This window comes from Streptomyces sp. NPDC058457 (assembly GCF_042720695.1).
In the GTDB taxonomy this organism is placed as follows: domain Bacteria; phylum Actinomycetota; class Actinomycetes; order Streptomycetales; family Streptomycetaceae; genus Streptomyces.
This window is the reverse complement of record NZ_JBHXLU010000019.1, coordinates 89,495-107,848: the sequence shown is the minus strand read 5'-3', so window position 1 is coordinate 107,848 and position 18,354 is coordinate 89,495. Positions and strand designations below refer to the sequence as shown.

The 18,354-nt window shown below is 70.6% G+C and carries 16 protein-coding genes; 10 read left to right on the top strand and 6 right to left on the bottom strand.

Annotation, left to right across the window (positions count from 1 at the left end; genetic code table 11):
- Positions 1-54 precede the first annotated feature (54 nt).
- From ACFWPS_RS18075 to ACFWPS_RS18065, 3 genes are all read left to right on the top strand, one after another.
- Positions 55-390 (top strand): hypothetical protein, encoded by a 336-nt coding sequence (locus ACFWPS_RS18075; RefSeq protein ID WP_383706129.1) that lies wholly within the window; start codon positions 55-57, stop codon positions 388-390.
- A gap of 165 nt (positions 391-555) precedes the next feature.
- Positions 556-1,662 carry an amidohydrolase family protein gene (locus tag ACFWPS_RS18070; protein ID WP_383706127.1) on the top strand — a complete coding sequence of 369 codons (1,107 nt, stop codon included), beginning with the start codon at positions 556-558 and terminating at the stop codon, positions 1,660-1,662.
- A gap of 18 nt (positions 1,663-1,680) precedes the next feature.
- Complete coding sequence (locus ACFWPS_RS18065; RefSeq protein WP_383706125.1) at positions 1,681-2,442, top strand: nucleotidyltransferase domain-containing protein; 762 nt, start codon at positions 1,681-1,683, stop codon at positions 2,440-2,442.
- On the opposite strand, the gene ACFWPS_RS18060 is transcribed toward ACFWPS_RS18065, so the two are convergent.
- The gene (locus tag ACFWPS_RS18060) at positions 2,376-3,422 is read right to left on the bottom strand and encodes a heme A synthase (protein WP_383706123.1); all 1,047 of its coding nucleotides are present in this window, start codon (positions 3,420-3,422) and stop codon (positions 2,376-2,378) included. The two genes, ACFWPS_RS18065 and ACFWPS_RS18060, sit on opposite strands and share 67 nt — an antisense overlap.
- A 55-nt stretch (positions 3,423-3,477) precedes the next feature.
- Positions 3,478-6,087: a tetratricopeptide repeat protein gene (locus ACFWPS_RS18055; protein WP_383706121.1), complete on the bottom strand. Its 2,610-nt coding sequence runs from the start codon at positions 6,085-6,087 to the stop codon at positions 3,478-3,480.
- A gap of 253 nt (positions 6,088-6,340) precedes the next feature.
- Between ACFWPS_RS18055 and ACFWPS_RS18050 the strand changes: the two genes are divergently transcribed.
- Positions 6,341-7,546: a glycosyltransferase family 4 protein gene (locus tag ACFWPS_RS18050; protein WP_383706119.1), complete on the top strand. Its 1,206-nt coding sequence runs from the start codon at positions 6,341-6,343 to the stop codon at positions 7,544-7,546.
- A gap of 24 nt (positions 7,547-7,570) precedes the next feature.
- Here ACFWPS_RS18050 and ACFWPS_RS18045 read toward each other — a convergent pair whose 3' ends face one another.
- The 4 genes from ACFWPS_RS18045 to ACFWPS_RS18030 all read right to left on the bottom strand — a co-directional run bounded on the left by ACFWPS_RS18045 (position 7,571) and on the right by ACFWPS_RS18030 (position 12,428).
- Entirely contained in the window at positions 7,571-9,706 is a 2,136-nt protein-coding gene (locus ACFWPS_RS18045) for a glycogen debranching N-terminal domain-containing protein (protein WP_383706117.1), read from the bottom strand.
- A gap of 77 nt (positions 9,707-9,783) precedes the next feature.
- Positions 9,784-10,566, bottom strand: coding sequence for an ABC transporter permease (locus ACFWPS_RS18040; protein WP_383706115.1), 783 nt, complete (start codon positions 10,564-10,566; stop codon positions 9,784-9,786).
- An 88-nt stretch (positions 10,567-10,654) separates the two neighbouring features.
- Complete coding sequence (locus tag ACFWPS_RS18035; RefSeq protein WP_383706113.1) at positions 10,655-11,578, bottom strand: ABC transporter ATP-binding protein; 924 nt, start codon at positions 11,576-11,578, stop codon at positions 10,655-10,657.
- Positions 11,579-11,624: 46 nt separating this feature from the next.
- Positions 11,625-12,428 (bottom strand): aminoglycoside N(3)-acetyltransferase, encoded by an 804-nt coding sequence (locus ACFWPS_RS18030; protein ID WP_383706111.1) that lies wholly within the window; start codon positions 12,426-12,428, stop codon positions 11,625-11,627.
- Between the two features lie 183 nt (positions 12,429-12,611).
- Here ACFWPS_RS18030 and ACFWPS_RS18025 point away from each other — a divergent pair, with 183 nt between their 5' ends.
- Genes ACFWPS_RS18025 through ACFWPS_RS18000 form a run of 6 tightly spaced genes read left to right on the top strand, consistent with a single transcriptional unit; the run spans position 12,612 to position 18,352 of the window.
- Complete coding sequence (locus ACFWPS_RS18025; protein ID WP_383706109.1) at positions 12,612-13,346, top strand: helix-turn-helix transcriptional regulator; 735 nt, start codon at positions 12,612-12,614, stop codon at positions 13,344-13,346.
- On the top strand, positions 13,343-14,764 hold the full coding sequence (gene sufB / locus ACFWPS_RS18020) for a Fe-S cluster assembly protein SufB (protein WP_383706107.1): 1,422 nt from the start codon (positions 13,343-13,345) through the stop codon (positions 14,762-14,764). The genes ACFWPS_RS18025 and sufB overlap by 4 nt, the downstream gene beginning before the upstream one ends.
- Positions 14,765-14,819: 55 nt before the next feature.
- Positions 14,820-16,004 (top strand): Fe-S cluster assembly protein SufD, encoded by a 1,185-nt coding sequence (gene sufD, locus ACFWPS_RS18015; RefSeq protein WP_383706105.1) that lies wholly within the window; start codon positions 14,820-14,822, stop codon positions 16,002-16,004.
- The gene (locus tag ACFWPS_RS18010) at positions 16,001-16,327 is read left to right on the top strand and encodes a non-heme iron oxygenase ferredoxin subunit (RefSeq protein ID WP_089100905.1); all 327 of its coding nucleotides are present in this window, start codon (positions 16,001-16,003) and stop codon (positions 16,325-16,327) included. The genes sufD and ACFWPS_RS18010 overlap by 4 nt, the downstream gene beginning before the upstream one ends.
- 7 nt (positions 16,328-16,334) lie before the next feature.
- Positions 16,335-17,099 (top strand): Fe-S cluster assembly ATPase SufC, encoded by a 765-nt coding sequence (gene sufC, locus ACFWPS_RS18005; RefSeq protein ID WP_383706103.1) that lies wholly within the window; start codon positions 16,335-16,337, stop codon positions 17,097-17,099.
- Positions 17,096-18,352: a cysteine desulfurase gene (locus tag ACFWPS_RS18000; RefSeq protein ID WP_383706101.1), complete on the top strand. Its 1,257-nt coding sequence runs from the start codon at positions 17,096-17,098 to the stop codon at positions 18,350-18,352. Before sufC ends, ACFWPS_RS18000 begins: the two co-directional genes overlap by 4 nt.
- The last annotated feature ends 2 nt before the right edge of the window (positions 18,353-18,354 follow it).

The window sequence follows — 18,354 nt, the reverse complement described above, 5'->3', positions numbered from 1 at the left end:
CATCACATCGCTCTGCCCTCGCCAGTGGATCTACTCGTGAGTAGCATCCTGTCCATGGCAGACACGCAGCAGGTTGACACGCAGAAGGCTGACCAGAAGGCCGAGCGCAAGGTGGCGCGCCTCGCCAAGGAGATCAGCGCCTTCGCCAAGGCCCACGGCGGCGCCGAGGGCCAGGTGGCCTACATCGGCGAACGCGGCGCCCGCATCGTCCTCGTCGGCGAGGACGGCGGCTGGGGCGACCTGGTGGCCCCGAGCACGGAGATCGCCCGGCAGGCAGTGCAGAAGGCGGGCATCACCGTCCACGAGTCCTTCGACGGCGAGTTCGCGGCGAAGGTGACGACGGGCCCGTACGAGTGGAAGCGCATGGCGGGCATTCAAGTAGGCGGCTGAACAAGGCGCCCCTTTTAGGGCGCGGGGCTGTATCGATATGCGGCTCCGCCGCGTGGGCGCGACGAGCCCCCACCGGGCCCGCGGCCGAAGAACGACCGCACACCGCGACCTCCATCCCGGTTCACCCGTTAAGACGGACATGCAGCCGTCCACACGGGAGCCCGGATGATCGAGACGCCGAACCTGGTGGACCAGTACTGCCACGGAGTGCTGCGTACGGAGCTCGGCCTCGGCACCTTCGAGGCCCAGCTCGCCCGTACCGAAGGCCCCCCGGCCGCCGGCACCACCCTCTTCGACACCCAGACCGGTTTCGCGGTACGACGCTGGTGCCCCCCGCTCCTCGGCCTGGAACCGCACTGTGCGCCGGCCCGCTACCTGGCCCGGCGCCGCGAGCTCGGCGTACTGGAGGCCGGCCGCCGTCTCCTGCGCGGCAGCGGCATCACCACCTACCTCGTCGACACCGGCCTCCCCGGCGACCTCACGGGTCCCACGGAGATGGCCTCGACCGGCGACGCGGAGGCCCGCGAGATCGTCCGCCTGGAACTGCTCGCGGAGCAGGTCGCCGACACCTCCGGCACCGTCGAGTCCTTTCTCGCCAACCTCGCCGAGTCGGTGCACGGCGCGGCGGCGAACGCGGTCGCCTTCACCTCCGTCGCCGGTCTCCGGCACGGTCTGGCCCTGGCCCCCGAGCCCCCCGGCCCCGGTGAGGTGAGAGGCGCGGCCGGCCGCTGGCTGGCGGCCCGCCGGGTCGGCGGCGAGCTGACCGACCCGGTCCTGCTACGGCACCTGCTCTGGATCGCCGTGGCCTCCGGCCTCCCCCTCCAGCTGCACGCGGGCCTCGGCGAACCCGGCGCCCGGATCGACCGCACCGACCCGGTCCTGCTCACCGACTTCGTCCGCGCCACCGCGGGCCTCGGCACCGACCTGGTCCTCCTCCACGGCTACCCGTACCACCGCCATGCCGCCCATCTCGCCGGGGTCTTCCCGCACGTGTACGCCGACTCGGGCGCGGCCCTGGTCCGCACCGGCGCCCGCGCCGCCACGATCCTCGCCGAGATCCTGGAACTGGCCCCCTTCGGCAAGATCCTCTTCTCCAGCGGCGCCCACGGCCTGCCCGAACTGCACGTGGTCGGCGCCCGCCTCTTCCGCGAGTCCCTCGCGCGGGTGCTGGGCACCTGGGTCGCCGAGGGCGCGTGGTCGCTCGGGGACGCACAACGCGTGGCCAGGCTGATCGCGGCGGGAAACGCGAAACGGGTGTACGGGCTGGAGTGAGCTGTACAGACTGAGCGCGTGGACACCGAGACGTTACTGAGCCGCTTCGTCCGTGAGCTGTCGGCGCTGGACCCCGTGGCCGTGTGGGCGCACGGCTCGCTCGCCGCGGGCGACGACTATCAGGAGGGCCGCAGCGACCTGGACCTGATCGTGGTGCTGCCGGGCCCGGTGACCCCGGCCGTCGTGTGGAAGGTCGCCGTCGTGCACGCCCGGCTGCGCACGCTGCCGCTCGCCAACGTCCTGCACTGCACCTATCTGACCCCGTCGACGGCGGCCGACCCCGCCCGGTCCCATCTGACCTGGGCGTACGAGCAGCTGTTCAAACGGCCGGTCGGTCTGGTGACCCGGCGTGAGCTGCACGCCTTCGGACGGGTGCTGTACGGCCAGGAGCCCGCGGGGCTGCTGCCAACGGTGACGGACCGGGAACTCGGCGACTTCGTCCTCCGCGACCAGCGGGACTACTGGCGGCCCGTCGTCGACAAGGCCCCGCTGTGGACCCAGGACGTCTGGGTCGACCTGGGCATGATCACCTTCGCCCGCGCCACCGTCACCGCCCGCGAGGGCCGTCTGATCTCCAAACGCGAGGCCCTGGACCTGCTGCCCGGCCTGGGCGCCCCCGCCGAGGTCGTCGAGGACATCCGGAGCCGCCGCTACGACGACCCCGCCCCGCCCACCGAGGAGTGGACGGCGCGCCGGGCCCGGCTGACCCGGGACTACCTGGGCCCGGCGATCGACGCGCTCACGGCGTCGGCGTCGGCGGCGTCGGCTTCGTACGGCTGAGCGGGCAGGCCGGCGCCGGCCGGGACGCCGGCGCGTTCCCGCAGGGAGAGCAGGACCCGCAGCACGCCGATCCACACCAGGCAGGAGCCGAACATGTGCAGGCCGACCAGGAGCGTGGGCAGGTGGGTGAAGTACTGGACGTACCCGATCACGCCCTGACCGAGCAGGATCAGGAACAGGTCGCGGACCCGGTCCCGCGGTCCCCGGGGCGCGTCGACGCCCTTGAGGAAGAACCACAGTGCGAAGGTCAGCGACACCACGATCCAGGCGAAGACCGCGTGCAGTTCGGCGACGCCCGACCAGCTGACGTCGATGCGCTCGACGTCGCCGGAGTCGCCCGGGTGCGGTCCGGCGCCGGTCACCACCGTGCCCGCGGCGATGAGCACCAGCGTCACGGCCACCAGGGCCCACACCAGCTGCCGCACGGCCGTGCCGACGAGCGGACCCGGCTCGCCGTCGCCCTCCCGGGTGCGCTGCCACATCAGGACGGCGACCGTGATGAGTGCCGTCGCCAGCAGGAAGTGCGCGGCGACGGTGTACGGGTTGAGGCCGACGAGCACCACGACGCCGCCGAGGATCGCGTTGCTCATCACGATCCAGAACTGGGCCCAGCCCAGCCGGGTCAGACTGCGCCGGTACGGCTTCTGGGACCGGGCGGCGATGATCGCCCAGCCGACCGCCGCGCACAGCACGTAGGTCAGCATGCGGTTCGTGAACTCGATGGCGCTGTGGTAGCTCAGCGCGGTCGTCGGGGTCAGCGAGCCGTCGGTGCACTCGGGCCAGGTCGGGCAGCCGAGGCCGGAGCCGGTGAGGCGCACCGCACCGCCGGTGACCACGATGACCACCGACATGACGAGCGCGGCGAGCGCCGCCCGCCGGACGGTCCGGGGATCCGGGGTCCAGCGATCGGCAATGAAGGCGAGCGGGTTCCGCAGCGCCGCTACGAGGTCGGTGGGGGTCAGCTTTGGCACGGGCACCATGGTAGGGGGCCGCTTGTGCATGTGTTCACGAGGGTCGGGGATCGGGATCCGGGTGTCACAGCGACCGGCGGATGCGGTCTGCTTCGAGCCGGAGCCGGCCGGCTTCCTCGTGGTCACCGCGGTCCGAGGCGCAATCGGACAGGTGCTCGCACACGGCCGTCAGCGCCGGGTGGTCGTCGCCGAGGGCCGCCCGGAAGATCCCGTTCGCTTCCCGGAGCACACGCTCCGCCGCGGCACTGTCGCCCAGGGCGCGCAGCACGGGACCGAGCCTGGTCAGCGACTTGGCACGGTAGTAGTGGCGCTCGCCGTAGAGCCGTAGATAGATCTCCTCGGCCTGCTCCAGGATCCTCCTCGCATCGGCCGACCGTCCCTGCGCGAGACGTAAGGAGCCGAGTTTGTTGAGGCAGGCCGCGTACTTGTGCTCCTCCGCCTCGCTGCGTTTGCGGTGCAGCTCCACCACCGGACCGAGGAGCCGGTCGGCCTGGTCCAGTTCGGTGCGGGCCCTGCGGCGCAGGTCTCGACGGCGGAGGAGGCGAAGGCTCCGGCGCGCCTCGTCCCGGTGGCTCTCGCTACGCCGGCGCAGTACGTCCGACAGGAACTTGGCGATCTGGGCCGTCTCGAAGTCCTCCGGACCCCGATGGGCGCCGAACACCGCCAGCGCCTCGGTCAGCCGCTCCTCCGCGTGCTCCAGTTGCCCCCTGTCCTGGGCGACGATTCCGAGATCGCGCCGGAGCATGGCGCGGAACACCGTGTAGTCGGGGGGCTCCTGGATGCCTCGGCTGGGTATGCGGCGCTCCGCCCGCTCGTAGTGGTCGGCGGCCTGGGTGAGATGCCCCGCGTTCCGGTGGATCAGGCCGATCTCCTGCTCGGCGACGGCCCAGTCGAGGCTCTCCTCGCGCCATGCCTGACCCTCGTAGATCTCGACCGCGGTCTGGACCGCCGCCAGCGCCTCCGAGAAGCGGTTGCGTTCACGCATGATGCCTCCCAGCTGCCGCTGGCAGCTGGCCCGTAACCGGAGAAACGCCTCCTCCTCGCGGCCGTCGCAGAGCTGGAGAGCGAGGCGGCACTCCCGCTCGGCGTCGTCCAGACTGGCCAGCAGATAGTGCTGACGGGCCACGGCGTACCGTGCCGCGGCGCGGCCGAGGCCGTCGCCGTTCCCGATCTCGCGCAGTTCTGCCTCCCGTTCGAAGAAGTCCAGGGAGCGCACCCAGTCGCAGCGGTGTTCCTGGTACGCGCCGACGCGGTGCAGAAGCCGGGCCAGGGCCTCCGGGTCCTGGGACGCGCCGAGCCCGCCGCCGGTGTCGTCGCCCCAGGCGAGCTTGTCGATGACGGCCTCCACGTGCGGCATCATCCGCTCGCACACCGGCCTGGACGCCAGCAGGTCCGGAGTCATGGGGAAGCATGCCTCCACGAGCCGGACCGCGGCCTGGGACCACTCCAGGCGCTCGGCGAGACTCAGTCCGTCGTGGATCAGTGTCTGGACGCGGGGATGCATGCCGTAGGCGGCGGACCCGTCGCGCCAGTCGCCGCTGCGCGTCAGCAGGGAGTGGTCGACCAGCAGCAGGACCTCGCGGTTGAAGGTGACCGGGTCGGCCATGACCGCCCGCAGGCGGACCGGCAGCACCGACCGGTACTGCATCAGAGTGATCTTCTGGACGTCCTCCGAGGCGAGGAACGTGCACAGCCGCAGGAGATCCACCGCGGCGGGCGAGGTCTCCGAGATGCGTGCGATGGCGAGCCGGAAGGTGTCCTCGACCGAAGCTCCTCCGGGCAGGTCCCGCAGGTACTCGATCACGGTCGTCTCCGCCTGGACGATGTAGGCCGCCGCCTGTTCGAGGGCCAGTGGCAGCCAGCCGAGCTGGCGGCCGAGCCGGGTGCAGGCCTCTTCCGCGGCCTGAGTGGGCTTCACACCGAGGCGCCGTACCAGGAACTCGATGCCCTCGCTCTCGGGGAAGACCCGGAGTTCTATGGGGCTCGCGCACAGGCCGTCCCATCCCTGGTTCTGCTGGGTGGTGATCAGCACCTCGCCGTCGCCCTCCGACGGCAGCAGGCGGCGCAGTTCGTCCTCGTAGGCGGGCCACCCGTCGTACACGAGCAGCCAGTTGCGCTGGTCGCGAAGCCAGCGCCACAGGTTCATGAGGACGACGTTCTTGCTCGCCTGGTCGTGGATGCCCACGTACTGGGCGAACTCCAGCAGCTCCGTACGCAGCGCGTCGGGGCCGGAGGCGTTGAGCCACCACGTCAGGGAGTGCCGGGTCAACTGGGTGCGGGCGTAGGCCACGGCGAGTTCGGACTTGCCCGCGCCGGTCGCCCCGTACAGCACACCGACGCGGGGCACGGGCCGCTCGTCCCGGCGACGTCCGCGGTCCGGGCCGCGCAGCACACTCACGATGCGCTGGGTCTCGGCGGTGCGGCCCGTGAAGTACATGCTGAGCACGGGCAGGTTGTGCGGTGGGCCCTGGAGCGTGCTCGCCTGCGCGTCCGGGGTGGACTCCGCGCCGGACCTGCGGGCGACCTGTGTGGCGATGCCGCCGGCCAGCCCCGCGATCAGCCCCGCACCCGCGGACAGCCACCACAGCAGAGCGCTCCCGGAGTCGGCGGCCTTCACGGCCACCGCGATGAACGCGGTGGTTCCGGTTCCCGCACCGGCAGAGACAGTGATCACCCAAGCGCGCATGTGATTCCCCCGAATCCGCACCGCTGCCGCAGGATTCCCCCCGTGCTCAGGGCGAATGTTGTCGAATCTTCATTTTTCCCTACTTCTGCGGTGCGCAACCTGTCGGGCAATGGTTTCGTTAAACCGCGAGTTCGGGCCCCCGGGGCCCTGTCGGTGGAATACGATCCCGGCGCGCGGAAGTCTGTTCTGCCGTTCACCGGGTGTGGCCCGAGCACGGTGGCAAGGGTGCCCGGAGGCGGCAATGTGGCAGGAGTCGGATCAGCAGACCCCGAAGGCGTTGAACATCGCCTTCGTCCACTGGGCGTTCCCGCCGACGGTCGGCGGTGTGGAGTCGTACCTCTGGAACTGCTCCAGGCTGCTCGCCAGAACGGGGCACCGGGTGACGGTGTTCACGGGGACATCGGAGGTTCGCAGGCCCCGGGAGGCCGGGATCGAGGTGCTGCAGCACCCGGGGCTCGATCTGTCCCGGGCCTCCGGGAGCGCTGCCGAGCGGCGCGAACTGCGCAGGTGGTTCCGCCGCGAACTGGCGGACAGGCGGACCCGGTTGGTCCACGGCCACAACCTTCACCACTTCTCGGCCGCGCCGGCGGAGGCGCTGCTCGACCTCAGAGCAGGCCTCGGCCTGGTGCTGCTGCACACGTATCACAGCATCTGGAGTGATCCCGCGAGTGTGGCCCTGGCCAGGGCCTGCGGTGAGTTCGACGCGCACTTCGCGGTCTCCGGGTTTCTCCTCGATGCCTGTGCGGACGTGCTCGAAGTGACCGACGCGGAACTCATGTATCTGGGTATCGACGCCGAGTCCTTCCTGCGTGTTCCGGAACTCCCCGACCCGGCGCCGGGCGAGGAAGCGCTCGTCCTTCTGCCTGCCCGTCTCATTCCCGACAAGGGAGCGAGGATGGCGGTGCAGGCCATGCAGCGAGTCCTGCGCGAGGATCTCCCGGTGCGTCCGCGCCTTGTTCTCATGGATACGCCGAATTCTGTCGATTTCCATGGCGAAAAGGTCGGTTTCAGGGATGAGGCGACGGGGCTCGCCAAGGATCTGAACATCGCGGATCACGTGACCTTCGACCGGGCGGCTGTGGACGGAATGCACGAGCTGTATCGGCGGGCCCGCGTCGTGGTGTGTCCGTCGATGTTCGCCGAGCCCATGGGTCTTGCGGCGCTGGAGGCGATGTGCTCGGCGCGTCCAGTGATCGCCTCCGACGTGGGCGGCCTTGCCGAGGGAGTGGGCCGGGACGGTTCCACGGGGTTCCTCGTGCCGCCGGGCGATGCGGAGGCTCTCGCGAGTCGCATCGTCGAGCTGCTCCGTTCGCCGGCCGTCGCGCGGAGCGTCGGCAATGCGGCGAGGAAGCGAGTGATGGCGGAATTCGATCTGGAGAGTCGTTGCCTGCCCCCTCTGCTGTCGGCCTACGAGAAGTGTTCGCGCCTTCCGCTTCGCCGGCCGTGACACAGGGCCGGCCCGTCGGCCGTATCAGGCTGTCGAGTGCCGCCACCCCTCGGGAAGCCCCTCGACCGAGATGCCGTCCGTCGGGTGATCCGTGCGGACGGTGATGCTCCGCCCGGCCAGGCGAATGCCCTCGACCCCGCGGATCAGCGACGCGGCTCCGGAGCGCTCCTGCGCCATGGGGGTGACATGGAGGACGCGGTCCGTGGCGTTCGGCCTCAGACCCAGGAGGGCGCCGAGCAGGGCGACCCCCGACGCGGCGGACCAGCCCTGCGGACGGCAGGCGGCAGGGTAGGCGAGCGGAACGGGAGCTCCCCGCGTGCGCCTGTCGCCGCCGTACAGTTCCGGCATCCGGTACTCGAAGTGGCTCGCCGCGTCGAGCAGGCCTGTCGTCAGGTCGTACGCCTCCTGGTGGCGGCCCGCCGCGGACAGGCCCTGGATCGCGATCGCGGTGTCGTGCGTCCAGACCGAGCCGTTGTGGTAGCTCAGCGGGTTGAAGCCGGGCAGAGCGGAGGAGCGGCTGCGCAGCCCCCAGCCGGAGTTCAGTTCGGGCGACGCGAGCCATGCCGCCACGTCCTGGCAGCCGTCGGCGTCCAGGATGCCGGTGGACAGCAACTGGCCCATGTTGGACGCGGGCCCGCTGACCGGCTCCAGCCCCCGGCCGACGGCGATCGCCACGTACCGCGGGGCCGGACCGAGCCGCGCGGACAGCCAGAAGGCGTCGGCGAAGCTCTTGCGCAGCGCGTCCGCCCAGGTGCGGAGCCGCACGGCCGAGTCGTGACGGCCCCGGGCCGAGAGCAACTCGGCCAGCCCCGTCGCCGCCTGGTAGGCGTACCCCTGCACCTCGCACAGCGCCAGCGGCGGCTCGATACGGCGGCCGGTCGCGTCCCGGACCGCGTCCTCGCTGTCCTTCCACGACTGGTGGCGCAGCCCGCCCGCCCGGGGGTAGTAGCGCAGGAACCCGTCCTCGTCCCCGGCGCAGGTCTCCAGCACCCATTCCATGGCGCGCTCGGCGTACGGCAGCAGCGCGTCCACCTCGTCCTCCGGCAGCCCCCAGTGCCAGGCGTCCACCAGGAGCGACACGAACAACGGGGTCGCGTCCACCGAGCCGTAGTAGCGGGAGGGAAGGCGCAGGCCGTGGCCGTGTTCGGCGTCGGCCGGGCGCAGTTCGTGGAGGATGCGGCCGGGCGCCTCCTCGCGGAACACGTCGTGGGCCGTGCCCTGGCGGCGGGCGAGGGCCCACAGGGTGCCGCGGGCCAGATCCGTGCCCAGCGGCAGCATCATGCGCGCCGACCAGATCGAGTCGCGGCCGAACAACGTCAGGTACCAGGGACATCCCGCCGCTATGAACTGGTCCTCGGCGCCGCCCGCCGTTCGCCTTCCGCGGTCCGGATCGGCCAGCCGCAGGGCCCCCAGGTCGTCGAGGCCCTGGCGGACCAGCGCCACCAGCCGGGGGTCGCCCGCCACCCGGGGTTCGGCCCAGGGGGCCGGGGACCGCGGGGCGCCGGGGTGACCCGGCGGAGCGGGGACCGCGCCTCCGGTCACGCTGACGTGGGTGTGCCAGTCCTCACCCGGCCGCAGCACGATCCGGGGCCAGGCGAAGGTACCGCCCTCCGGGCCGTCCGTGACCTCCGGTGCCTCCGCCTCGCCCGCGGCACGGACTTCGGCCAGGCCCGCCGGGGCCTGCCAGCGCAGACCGCCGCCGTCCCCGGAGGCGGTGCACGGCACGGTGGGCGTCGGACGGCCCCGCTTGACGTCGGCGATGTCCGCGAGGTCGGTCGCCAGTGCCAGTTCGAGGCGGAGGGGGCGGGTGACCGTACCGACGTTTCTCAGCTGGATGAACTCGCCCTGGCCGGCGACCCGCACCCGCTCGACGATGAGGGTGGGATCGTCGGTCGGGTCGCCCTGATAGCGGTGGACCGAGGTGAAGCGCACCCGGTCGGGGCCCAGCGGCTGTACGCCGATCGGCTCGGGCTCGCGTCCGTCGATCAGCAGACAGACCGTGTGCAGAAGCCTGCGGTCGTGGCCGTAGAAGCCCTCCGCCCTCAGGCCGCGCAGTTGTCCGTCCCGCGGCGATGCCACGAAGGCCGGGGCCGCCACGCACATCACGACGTCGTGCAGCAACGGCTGCAGAGCGCTGGGGAGTTCCGCCGACTCGTACACGGAGCGTCTTTTCCCGCTGGGCGCGAACGTCACTCACGTGGCCTGGCGACGGCTTTCACTCCGCCACCGTCGGTCCGTCACTCCCAGCGGAAGAACTTCCCGGCCGCCCCCAGCGCCACCACCGCCCACACGGCGAGAATGCCCAGGTCACCCCACGGCATCCCGGACCCGTGCTGGAGCACGTCCCGCAGGCCGTCCGAGAGGGCGGAGATGGGGAGCAGGCCGAGTGCGTGCTGGGCTCCGCCGAACTTGTCCAGCGGGACGATGACCCCGCCGCCCACGAGCAGCAGCAGGAACACCAGGTTGGCGGCGGCCAGGGTCGCCTCCGCCTTGAGGGTGCCCGCCATCAGGAGGCCGAGGCCGGAGAAGGCGGCCGTGCCGAGGACCAGGAGGAGCAGGACGGCGAGGGGGTTGCCGTGCGGGGACCAGCCCAGGGCGAAGGCGATCACCGTCAGGAGGATCACCTGGAGGACCTCGGTGACCAGGACCGACGCGGTCTTCGCCGTCATCAGGGCCCAGCGGGGGAGCGGGGAGGAGGCGAGGCGCTTCAGGACTCCGTAGCGGCGCTCGAAGCCGGTGGCGATGGCCTGGCCGGTGAAGGCCGTGGACATGACGGCGAGGGCCAGGATGCCGGGGGCCAGGAAGTCGACCGACTTGCCGGATCCGGTGTCGACGACGTCCACCGAGCTGAAGAGCACGAGGACGAGCGTCGGGATCACCACCGTCAGCAGCAGCTGCTCGCCGTTGCGGAGCAGCATCCTCGTCTCCAGGGCCGCCTGCGCCGCGATCATGCGGGGGAGCGGGGCGGCACCCGGCCGGGGGGCGTAGGTGCCGGTGTCGGTGTCGGTCGCGGTGGTCATGAGCGCAACTCCTTGCCGGTCAGCTCCAGACTGTGCCTTCCCGGGGGGCGACCCCCGGACCCCCGGCCGATCTCTGTGCGAGCCGGATTCATGAGCGCAGCTCCTTGCCGGTCAGCTCCAGGAAGACGTCCTCCAGCGTGTGGCGCTCCACCGAGATGCGTTCGGGCATCACGCCGTGCTGGGCGCACCACGAGGTCACCGTCGCCAGCAGCTGCGGGTTGACCTTGCCCATGACCCGGTAGGAGCCCGGGGTCAGCTCGGCGGCCGTGGAGTCGGCCGGCAGTGCCTTGAGGAGCGAGCCGACGTCGAGGCCGGGGCGGCCGGTGAACCGCAGGGTGTTCTCGGCGCCGCCCTTGCAGAGCTCCTCGGGGGAGCCCTGGGCGATCACCCGGCCTGCGTCGATGATGGCGACGTCGTCGGCGAGCTGCTCGGCCTCGTCCATGTAGTGGGTGGTGAGGATGACCGAGACACCGTCGGTGCGCAGGTCCCGGACGAGGTCCCAGGTGGCCCGGCGGGCCTGGGGGTCGAGGCCGGCCGTCGGCTCGTCGAGGAAGACCAGTTCCGGGCGTCCGACCACGGCCATGGCGAGCGCGAGGCGCTGCTGCTGGCCGCCGGAGAGACGGCGGTACGACGTCCGGCCGCAGCTGCCGAGGCCCAGTCGCTCCATCAGCGCGTCCACGTCCAGCGGATGCGCGTGCAGCTTCGCCACGTGCCGCAGCATCTCGTCGGCGCGGGCGCCCGAGTAGACGCCTCCGGACTGGAGCATCACGCCGACTCTGGGGCGCAGCTCGGCGGACTGCCGCACGGGATCGAGGCCCAGGACGCGCACCGTGCCGGAATCCGGCCTGCGGTACCCCTCGCAGGTCTCGATCGTGGTCGTCTTGCCCGCCCCGTTGGGGCCGAGTACGGCGGTCACGCCGGCCTCGGCGACCAGATCGAGGCCGTTGACAGCGGGCTTGGTGCCGTACCGCTTCACCAGGTCCCGCACCTGGACCACCGGCTCACTTCGCATGGTGACAGAGTCTAGGTACGGCTGCCGTCACCCGGACGGCCGGGTGCTAGATCTCCTTCTCACGGGGTCGGTGTACGGCCAGCCACCGCTCGGCGTAGGCCACGGCTTCCGCCACCGGGAAGAGCCGGGCCTCGGCCGCGCCGACCGGGCCGCGGACGACCACCGGGCGGTCGCGTTCGAAGTCGTAGCCCAGTTCGTCGAAGCGGTCGGAGGTGATCGCCACCTCGGTGACCTCCTCCCAGCCGCCGCCGGCGGTGGGGCGGCCGACCCGGACGCGTGGGGAGGGGATCCGGTACTCGGCGAGATGGAAGCTGGTGCAGGTGGCGTAGCCGGTGCCGAGCATGAGCACGCGCGCGTGCAGCTTCTCCAGCCGGGCCAGCGGGCTGCGCTCGCCGAGCCGGCAGTCGGGGGCGTGGCCGTCGAGGATCTCAGCCGCGCGGGGGCCGACGGCCGAGAAGGAGGTCTGCGGGTGGGCGCTGCGCAGGGCGCCGGGCCAGTTCCGCACCGTCTCCGGGATCACGCCGACCCCGCGCGCGGGGGTGGTACGGGGGTCGTACGACGGCATGGTCGCCCGGATCGTGGCCCACCACTCCTCGGGCACCGGAGGATTCCCCCACACCGCGGGGTCCGAGAGGTCGCCGGTCTGGGTGGGGACCACCAGGGTGCCGTCCGGGCCGAGGGCGTCGAGGAGGGCCTGGACGACGGCCACGGCTCCGCCGTTCACCCAGCCGAGGGAGCTGAGCGAGGTGTGTGCGAGGAGGGTCTCGCCGGTCTTGACACCCAGCTGGTGAAGCTGTTGGGCGAGGGCGTCCCGCGTGACAAGAGGGCCGGTGGGGGGCGGTGTGGGCATGGTTCCGGAGTGTTCCGGAGGGGGCCGTGGAACGCCACCGAATTGGCCGAGGATGATCGATCAAAGATCGTTTCCGCAGGTCAGGCCAGGTGGAAGGTTAGGTATGCCTAAGTGATGCAGGGCACCGTCCGGTCGCCCGGACGCCGCTTGCCTGGCTCTGAGGAATTACGCAACAATGGCGTTGTGAAAAACGTCGGCGAGGCTCGGGAGACCCCCACGGGGACCCCGCAGGAGGAGCTAGCGACCGGTGAGCGCTCGACGCGCAACCGGGTCGCGCGGTCGATCCTGGACCACGGCCCCTCGACCGTCACCGAGCTGGCCGGACGCCTGGGCCTGACCCCGGCGGCCGTACGCCGGCATCTGGACGCCCTGGTCGCCGACGACGTCGTGGAGGCGCGCGAGCAGCGGGTGTACGGCGCGCGGACGCGCGGCCGGCCCGCCAAGGTCTTCGTCCTCACCGACTGCGGCCGGGACGCCTTCGACCAGTCGTACGACAAGCTCGCCGCCGACGCGCTGCGCTGGATCGCCGAGCAGGGGGGCGGCCAGGAGGCGGTCACCGCCTTCGCGCGGGCCCGGATCATGGCCCAGGCGAGTGCCTACCGCAAGGCGATCGAGAGCGTGAGCCCCGACGAGCGCACCGAAGCGCTGGCCAAGGCCCTGAGCATGGACGGGTACGCTGCAACGGCGCGCACCGCACCGGTCGGCGAGCAGCTGTGCCAGCACCACTGCCCGGTCGCCCATGTCGCGGAGCAGTTCCCCCAGCTGTGCGAGGCGGAGACGGAGATCTTCGCCGAACTGCTCGGAACGCACGTCCAGCGACTGGCGACCATCGCGCACGGCGACGGCGTCTGCACGACGTTCATCCCCAAGATTTCCACTGACGCATCTGCTAGCACGGCCGGGAGGAACCCCGCATGACTCTCCCCACGGAGACTGCCCACCCTGAGCTCGAGGGCCTGGGCAAGTACGAATACGGCTGGGCCGACTCCGACACGGCCGGCGCCTCCGCCAAGCGCGGCATCAACGAGGACGTCGTCCGGGACATCTCCGCGAAGAAGTCCGAGCCCGAGTGGATGACCAAGCTCCGCCTCAAGGGCCTGCGCCTCTTCGAGAAGAAGCCCATGCCGAACTGGGGCTCGGACCTGTCGGGCATCGACTTCGACAACATCAAGTACTTCGTGCGCTCCACGGAGAAGCAGGCGGAGTCCTGGGAGGACCTGCCCGAGGACATCAAGAACACCTACGACAAGCTGGGCATCCCGGAGGCCGAGAAGCAGCGCCTGGTCGCCGGCGTGGCCGCCCAGTACGAGTCGGAGGTCGTCTACCACCAGATCCGCGAGGACCTGGAGGAGCAGGGCGTCATCTTCCTCGACACCGACACCGCGCTGAAGGAGCACCCGGACCTCTTCAAGGAGTACTTCGGCACCGTCATCCCGGTCGGTGACAACAAGTTCGCCTCGCTGAACACCGCCGTGTGGTCGGGCGGCTCCTTCATCTACGTCCCACCGGGCGTCCACGTGGAGATCCCGCTCCAGGCCTACTTCCGTATCAACACGGAGAACATGGGCCAGTTCGAGCGGACCCTGATCATCGTCGACGAGGGTGCCTACGTGCACTACGTCGAGGGCTGTACGGCCCCGATCTACAAGTCGGACTCGCTGCACTCCGCGGTCGTCGAGATCATCGTCAAGAAGAACGCCCGCTGCCGCTACACGACCATCCAGAACTGGTCGAACAACGTCTACAACCTGGTCACCAAGCGCGCCGTCGCCTACGAGGGCGCCACCATGGAGTGGATCGACGGCAACATCGGCTCCAAGGTGACGATGAAGTACCCGGCCGTCTACCTGATGGGCGAGCACGCCAAGGGCGAGACCCTCTCCATCGCCTTCGCGGGCGAGGGCCAGCACCAGGACGCCGGCTCCAAGATGGTCCACATGGCGCCGAACACCTCCTCCAACATCGTCTCCAAGTCGGTGGCGCGCGGTGGCGGCCGTACCTCCTACCGCGGTCTCGTCGAGATCGGCGAGGGTGCCGCGGGCTCCAAGTCGAACGTGCTGTGCGACGCGCTGCTCGTCGACACCATCTCCCGTTCCGACACGTACCCCTACGTGGACGTCCGCGAGGACGACGTGTCCATGGGCCACGAGGCGACCGTCTCCAAGGTCTCCGACGACCAGCTCTTCTATCTGATGAGCCGCGGTCTGACCGAGTTCGAGGCGATGGCGATGATCGTGCGCGGCTTCGTCGAGCCGATCGCGAAGGAGCTGCCCATGGAGTACGCCCTCGAGCTCAACCGGCTGATCGAGCTCCAGATGGAAGGCGCGGTCGGCTAAGCCACCGCCGTCACCGTCAAGCCACTCACGTAAGAAAGCGAGCAGACCGACAGCCATGGCTGAGGCTCAGAACACCCCGGTGGGCTCCACCACCGCCGGCGCCATCGCGGTGGCCGCCGAGTCGACCGTCGCCACGCGCATGAGCGCGCCCCCCTCCTTCGACGTCGCGGACTTCCCGGTCCCGCACGGCCGCGAGGAGGAGTGGCGGTTCACCCCGCTGGAGCGCCTGCGCGGGCTGCACGACGGCACGGCGGTCGCGTCCGGCGACGGCCTGAAGGTCGCGGTGGAGGCCCCCGAGGGCGTCACCGTCGAGCTGGTCGGCCGCGACGACCCCCGGCTCGGCCGGGCCGGTACCCCGGTGGACCGGGTCGCCGCCCAGGCGTACTCCGCCTTCGAGCAGGCCGGCGTGGTCACCGTCCCCAAGGACACGGTGCTCACCGAGCCGATCCGGATCAGCGTGCACGGCCAGGGCGGGGTCTCCTACGGCCACCAGGTCATCGAGCTGGGCGCCTTCGCCGAGGCCGTCGTCGTCATCGACCACACCGGTGACGTGGTCACCGCCGCCAACGTCGAGTACGTGCTGGGCGACGGCGCCAAGCTGACCGTCGTCTCCGTCCAGGACTGGGACGACAAGGCCGTCCATGTGGCCCAGCACAACGCCCTGGTCGGCCGGGACGCGAGCTTCAAGTCCGTGGTCGTCACCTTCGGCGGTGACGTCGTACGACTGCACCCGCGCGTCGCCTACGCCGGCACCGGCGCCGAGGCCGAGCTGTACGGCCTGTACTTCACCGACGCCGGGCAGCACCAGGAGCACCGCCTCCTTGTCGACCACAACACCCCGCACTGCAAGTCCAACGTCGCCTACAAGGGCGCGCTCCAGGGCGACGACGCGCACGCGGTGTGGATCGGTGACGTCCTCATCGAGGCCAAGGCCGAGGGCACCGACACCTACGAGATGAACCGCAACCTGGTCCTCACGGACGGCGCGCGGGTCGACTCGGTGCCGAACCTGGAGATCGAGACCGGCGAGATCGTCGGCGCCGGGCACGCCTCCGCCACCGGCCGCTTCGACGACGAGCAGCTCTTCTACCTGATGGCCCGCGGCATCCCGCAGCACGAGGCCCGCCGCCTCGTCGTCCGCGGCTTCTTCGCCGAGCTGGTCCAGCAGATCGGTGTCGCCGACATCGAGGAGCGCCTGCTCGCCAAGATCGAGGAGGAGCTGGAGGCCTCGGTCGCATGACGTCCACTGCGTTCGTACGCGCCTGCGGGCTGAGCGAGCTGGAGGAGGACACCCCGAAGCGGGTGGAACTCGACGGCACGCCGGTCTCGGTCGTCCGCACCGAGGGAGAGGTGTTCGCCATCTACGACATCTGCTCCCACGCCAACGTCTCGCTGTCCGAGGGCGAGGTGGAGGACTGCCAGATCGAGTGCTGGCTGCACGGCTCCAGCTTCGACCTGCGCACCGGCAAGCCGTCCGGCCTCCCGGCCACGCGCCCCGTCCCCGTATACCCCGTAAAGATCGAAGGGGACGACGTGCTCGTCTCCCTCACCCAGGAGTCCTGAGGCACCCATGGCAACGCTTGAAATCCGAGACCTGCACGTCACCGTCGAGGCCGACAACGCCACGAAGGAGATCCTCAAGGGCGTCGACCTCACCGTGAAGCAGGGCGAGACGCACGCCATCATGGGCCCCAACGGCTCCGGCAAGTCCACCCTCGCCTACTCGCTCGCGGGTCACCCGAAGTACACGATCACCGGCGGCACCGTCACCCTCGACGGCGAGGACGTCCTGGAGATGTCCGTCGACGAGCGCGCCCGCGCCGGCCTGTTCCTGGCGATGCAGTACCCGGTCGAGGTCCCCGGCGTCTCGGTCTCCAACTTCCTGCGCACCTCCGCCACCGCGATCCGCGGCGAGGCCCCCAAGCTGCGCACCTGGGTGAAGGAGGTCAAGGAGACCATGGAGCGCCTCTCCATGGACTCCTCCTTCGCCGAGCGCAACGTCAACGAGGGCTTCTCCGGCGGCGAGAAGAAGCGCCACGAGATCCTCCAGCTCGAACTGCTCAAGCCGAAGATCGCGATCCTCGACGAGACCGACTCCGGCCTCGACGTCGACGCCCTTCGCATCGTCTCCGAGGGCGTCAACCGCGTCCGCGAGACCGGCGAGGTCGGCACCCTGCTGATCACCCACTACACGCGCATCCTGCGCTACATCAAGCCCGACTTCGTCCACGTCTTCTCCGCCGGCCGGATCGTCGAGTCCGGCGGCGCCGAGCTCGCCGACAAGCTGGAGGACGAGGGCTACGAGGCTTACACGAAGGGCGGCGTATCCGCGTGACACAACTGCCGGGCCTCCTCGACACCGAGGCGATCCGCAAGGACTTCCCCGTCCTGGACCGGCTGGTCCACGACGGCAAGAAGCTCGTGTACCTGGACAACGCGGCGACCAGCCAGAAGCCGCGCCAGGTACTGGACGCCCTCAGCGAGTACTACGAGCGCCACAACGCCAACGTCCACCGCGGTGTGCATGTGCTCGCCGAGGAGGCCACGGCGATGTACGAGGGCGCGCGCGACAAGGTCGCCGAGTTCATCAACGCGCCCAGCCGCGACGAGGTGATCTTCACCAAGAACGCCTCCGAGTCGCTGAACCTCGTGGCGAACATGCTGGGCTGGGCCGACGAGCCCTACCGGGTGGACCACGAGACCGAGATCGTCATCACGGAGATGGAGCACCACTCCAACATCGTGCCGTGGCAGCTCCTTGCACAGCGCACCGGCGCGAAGCTCAAGTGGTTCGGGCTCACCGACGACGGCCGCCTCGACCTGTCCAACATCAACGAGATCATCACCGAGAAGACGAAGATCGTCTCCTTCGTGCTGGTGTCGAACATCCTGGGCACGGTCAACCCGGTCGAGGCGATAGTGCGCCGCGCCCAGGAGGTCGGCGCCCTCGTCTGCATCGACGCCTCCCAGGCCGCGCCCCACATGCCGCTGGACGTACAGGCCCTCCAGGCCGACTTCGTGGCCTTCACCGGCCACAAGATGTGCGGCCCGACCGGCATCGGCGTCCTCTGGGGCCGCCAGGAGCTCCTGGAGGACCTGCCGCCGTTCCTCGGCGGCGGCGAGATGATCGAGACCGTGTCGATGCACTCGTCGACGTACGCCCCGGCGCCCCACAAGTTCGAGGCGGGCACCCCGCCGATCGCGCAGGCGGTCGGCCTCGGTGCGGCGATCGACTACCTGAACGCCATCGGCATGGACAAGATCCTCGCCCATGAGCACGCGCTGACGGAGTACGCGGTCCAGCGCCTCCAGCAGGTCCCGGACCTGAGGATCATCGGCCCCACCACGGCCGAGGACCGGGGCGCCGCGATCTCCTTCACCCTCGGGGACATCCACCCGCACGACGTGGGCCAGGTCCTCGACGAGCAGGGCATCGCGGTCCGGGTCGGCCACCACTGCGCCCGCCCCGTCTGCCTGCGCTACGGAATTCCTGCGACCACGCGAGCGTCGTTCTATCTGTACTCCACTCCGGCCGAGATCGACGCTCTGGTCGAGGGCCTGGAGCACGTTCGGAACTTCTTCGGCTGAAG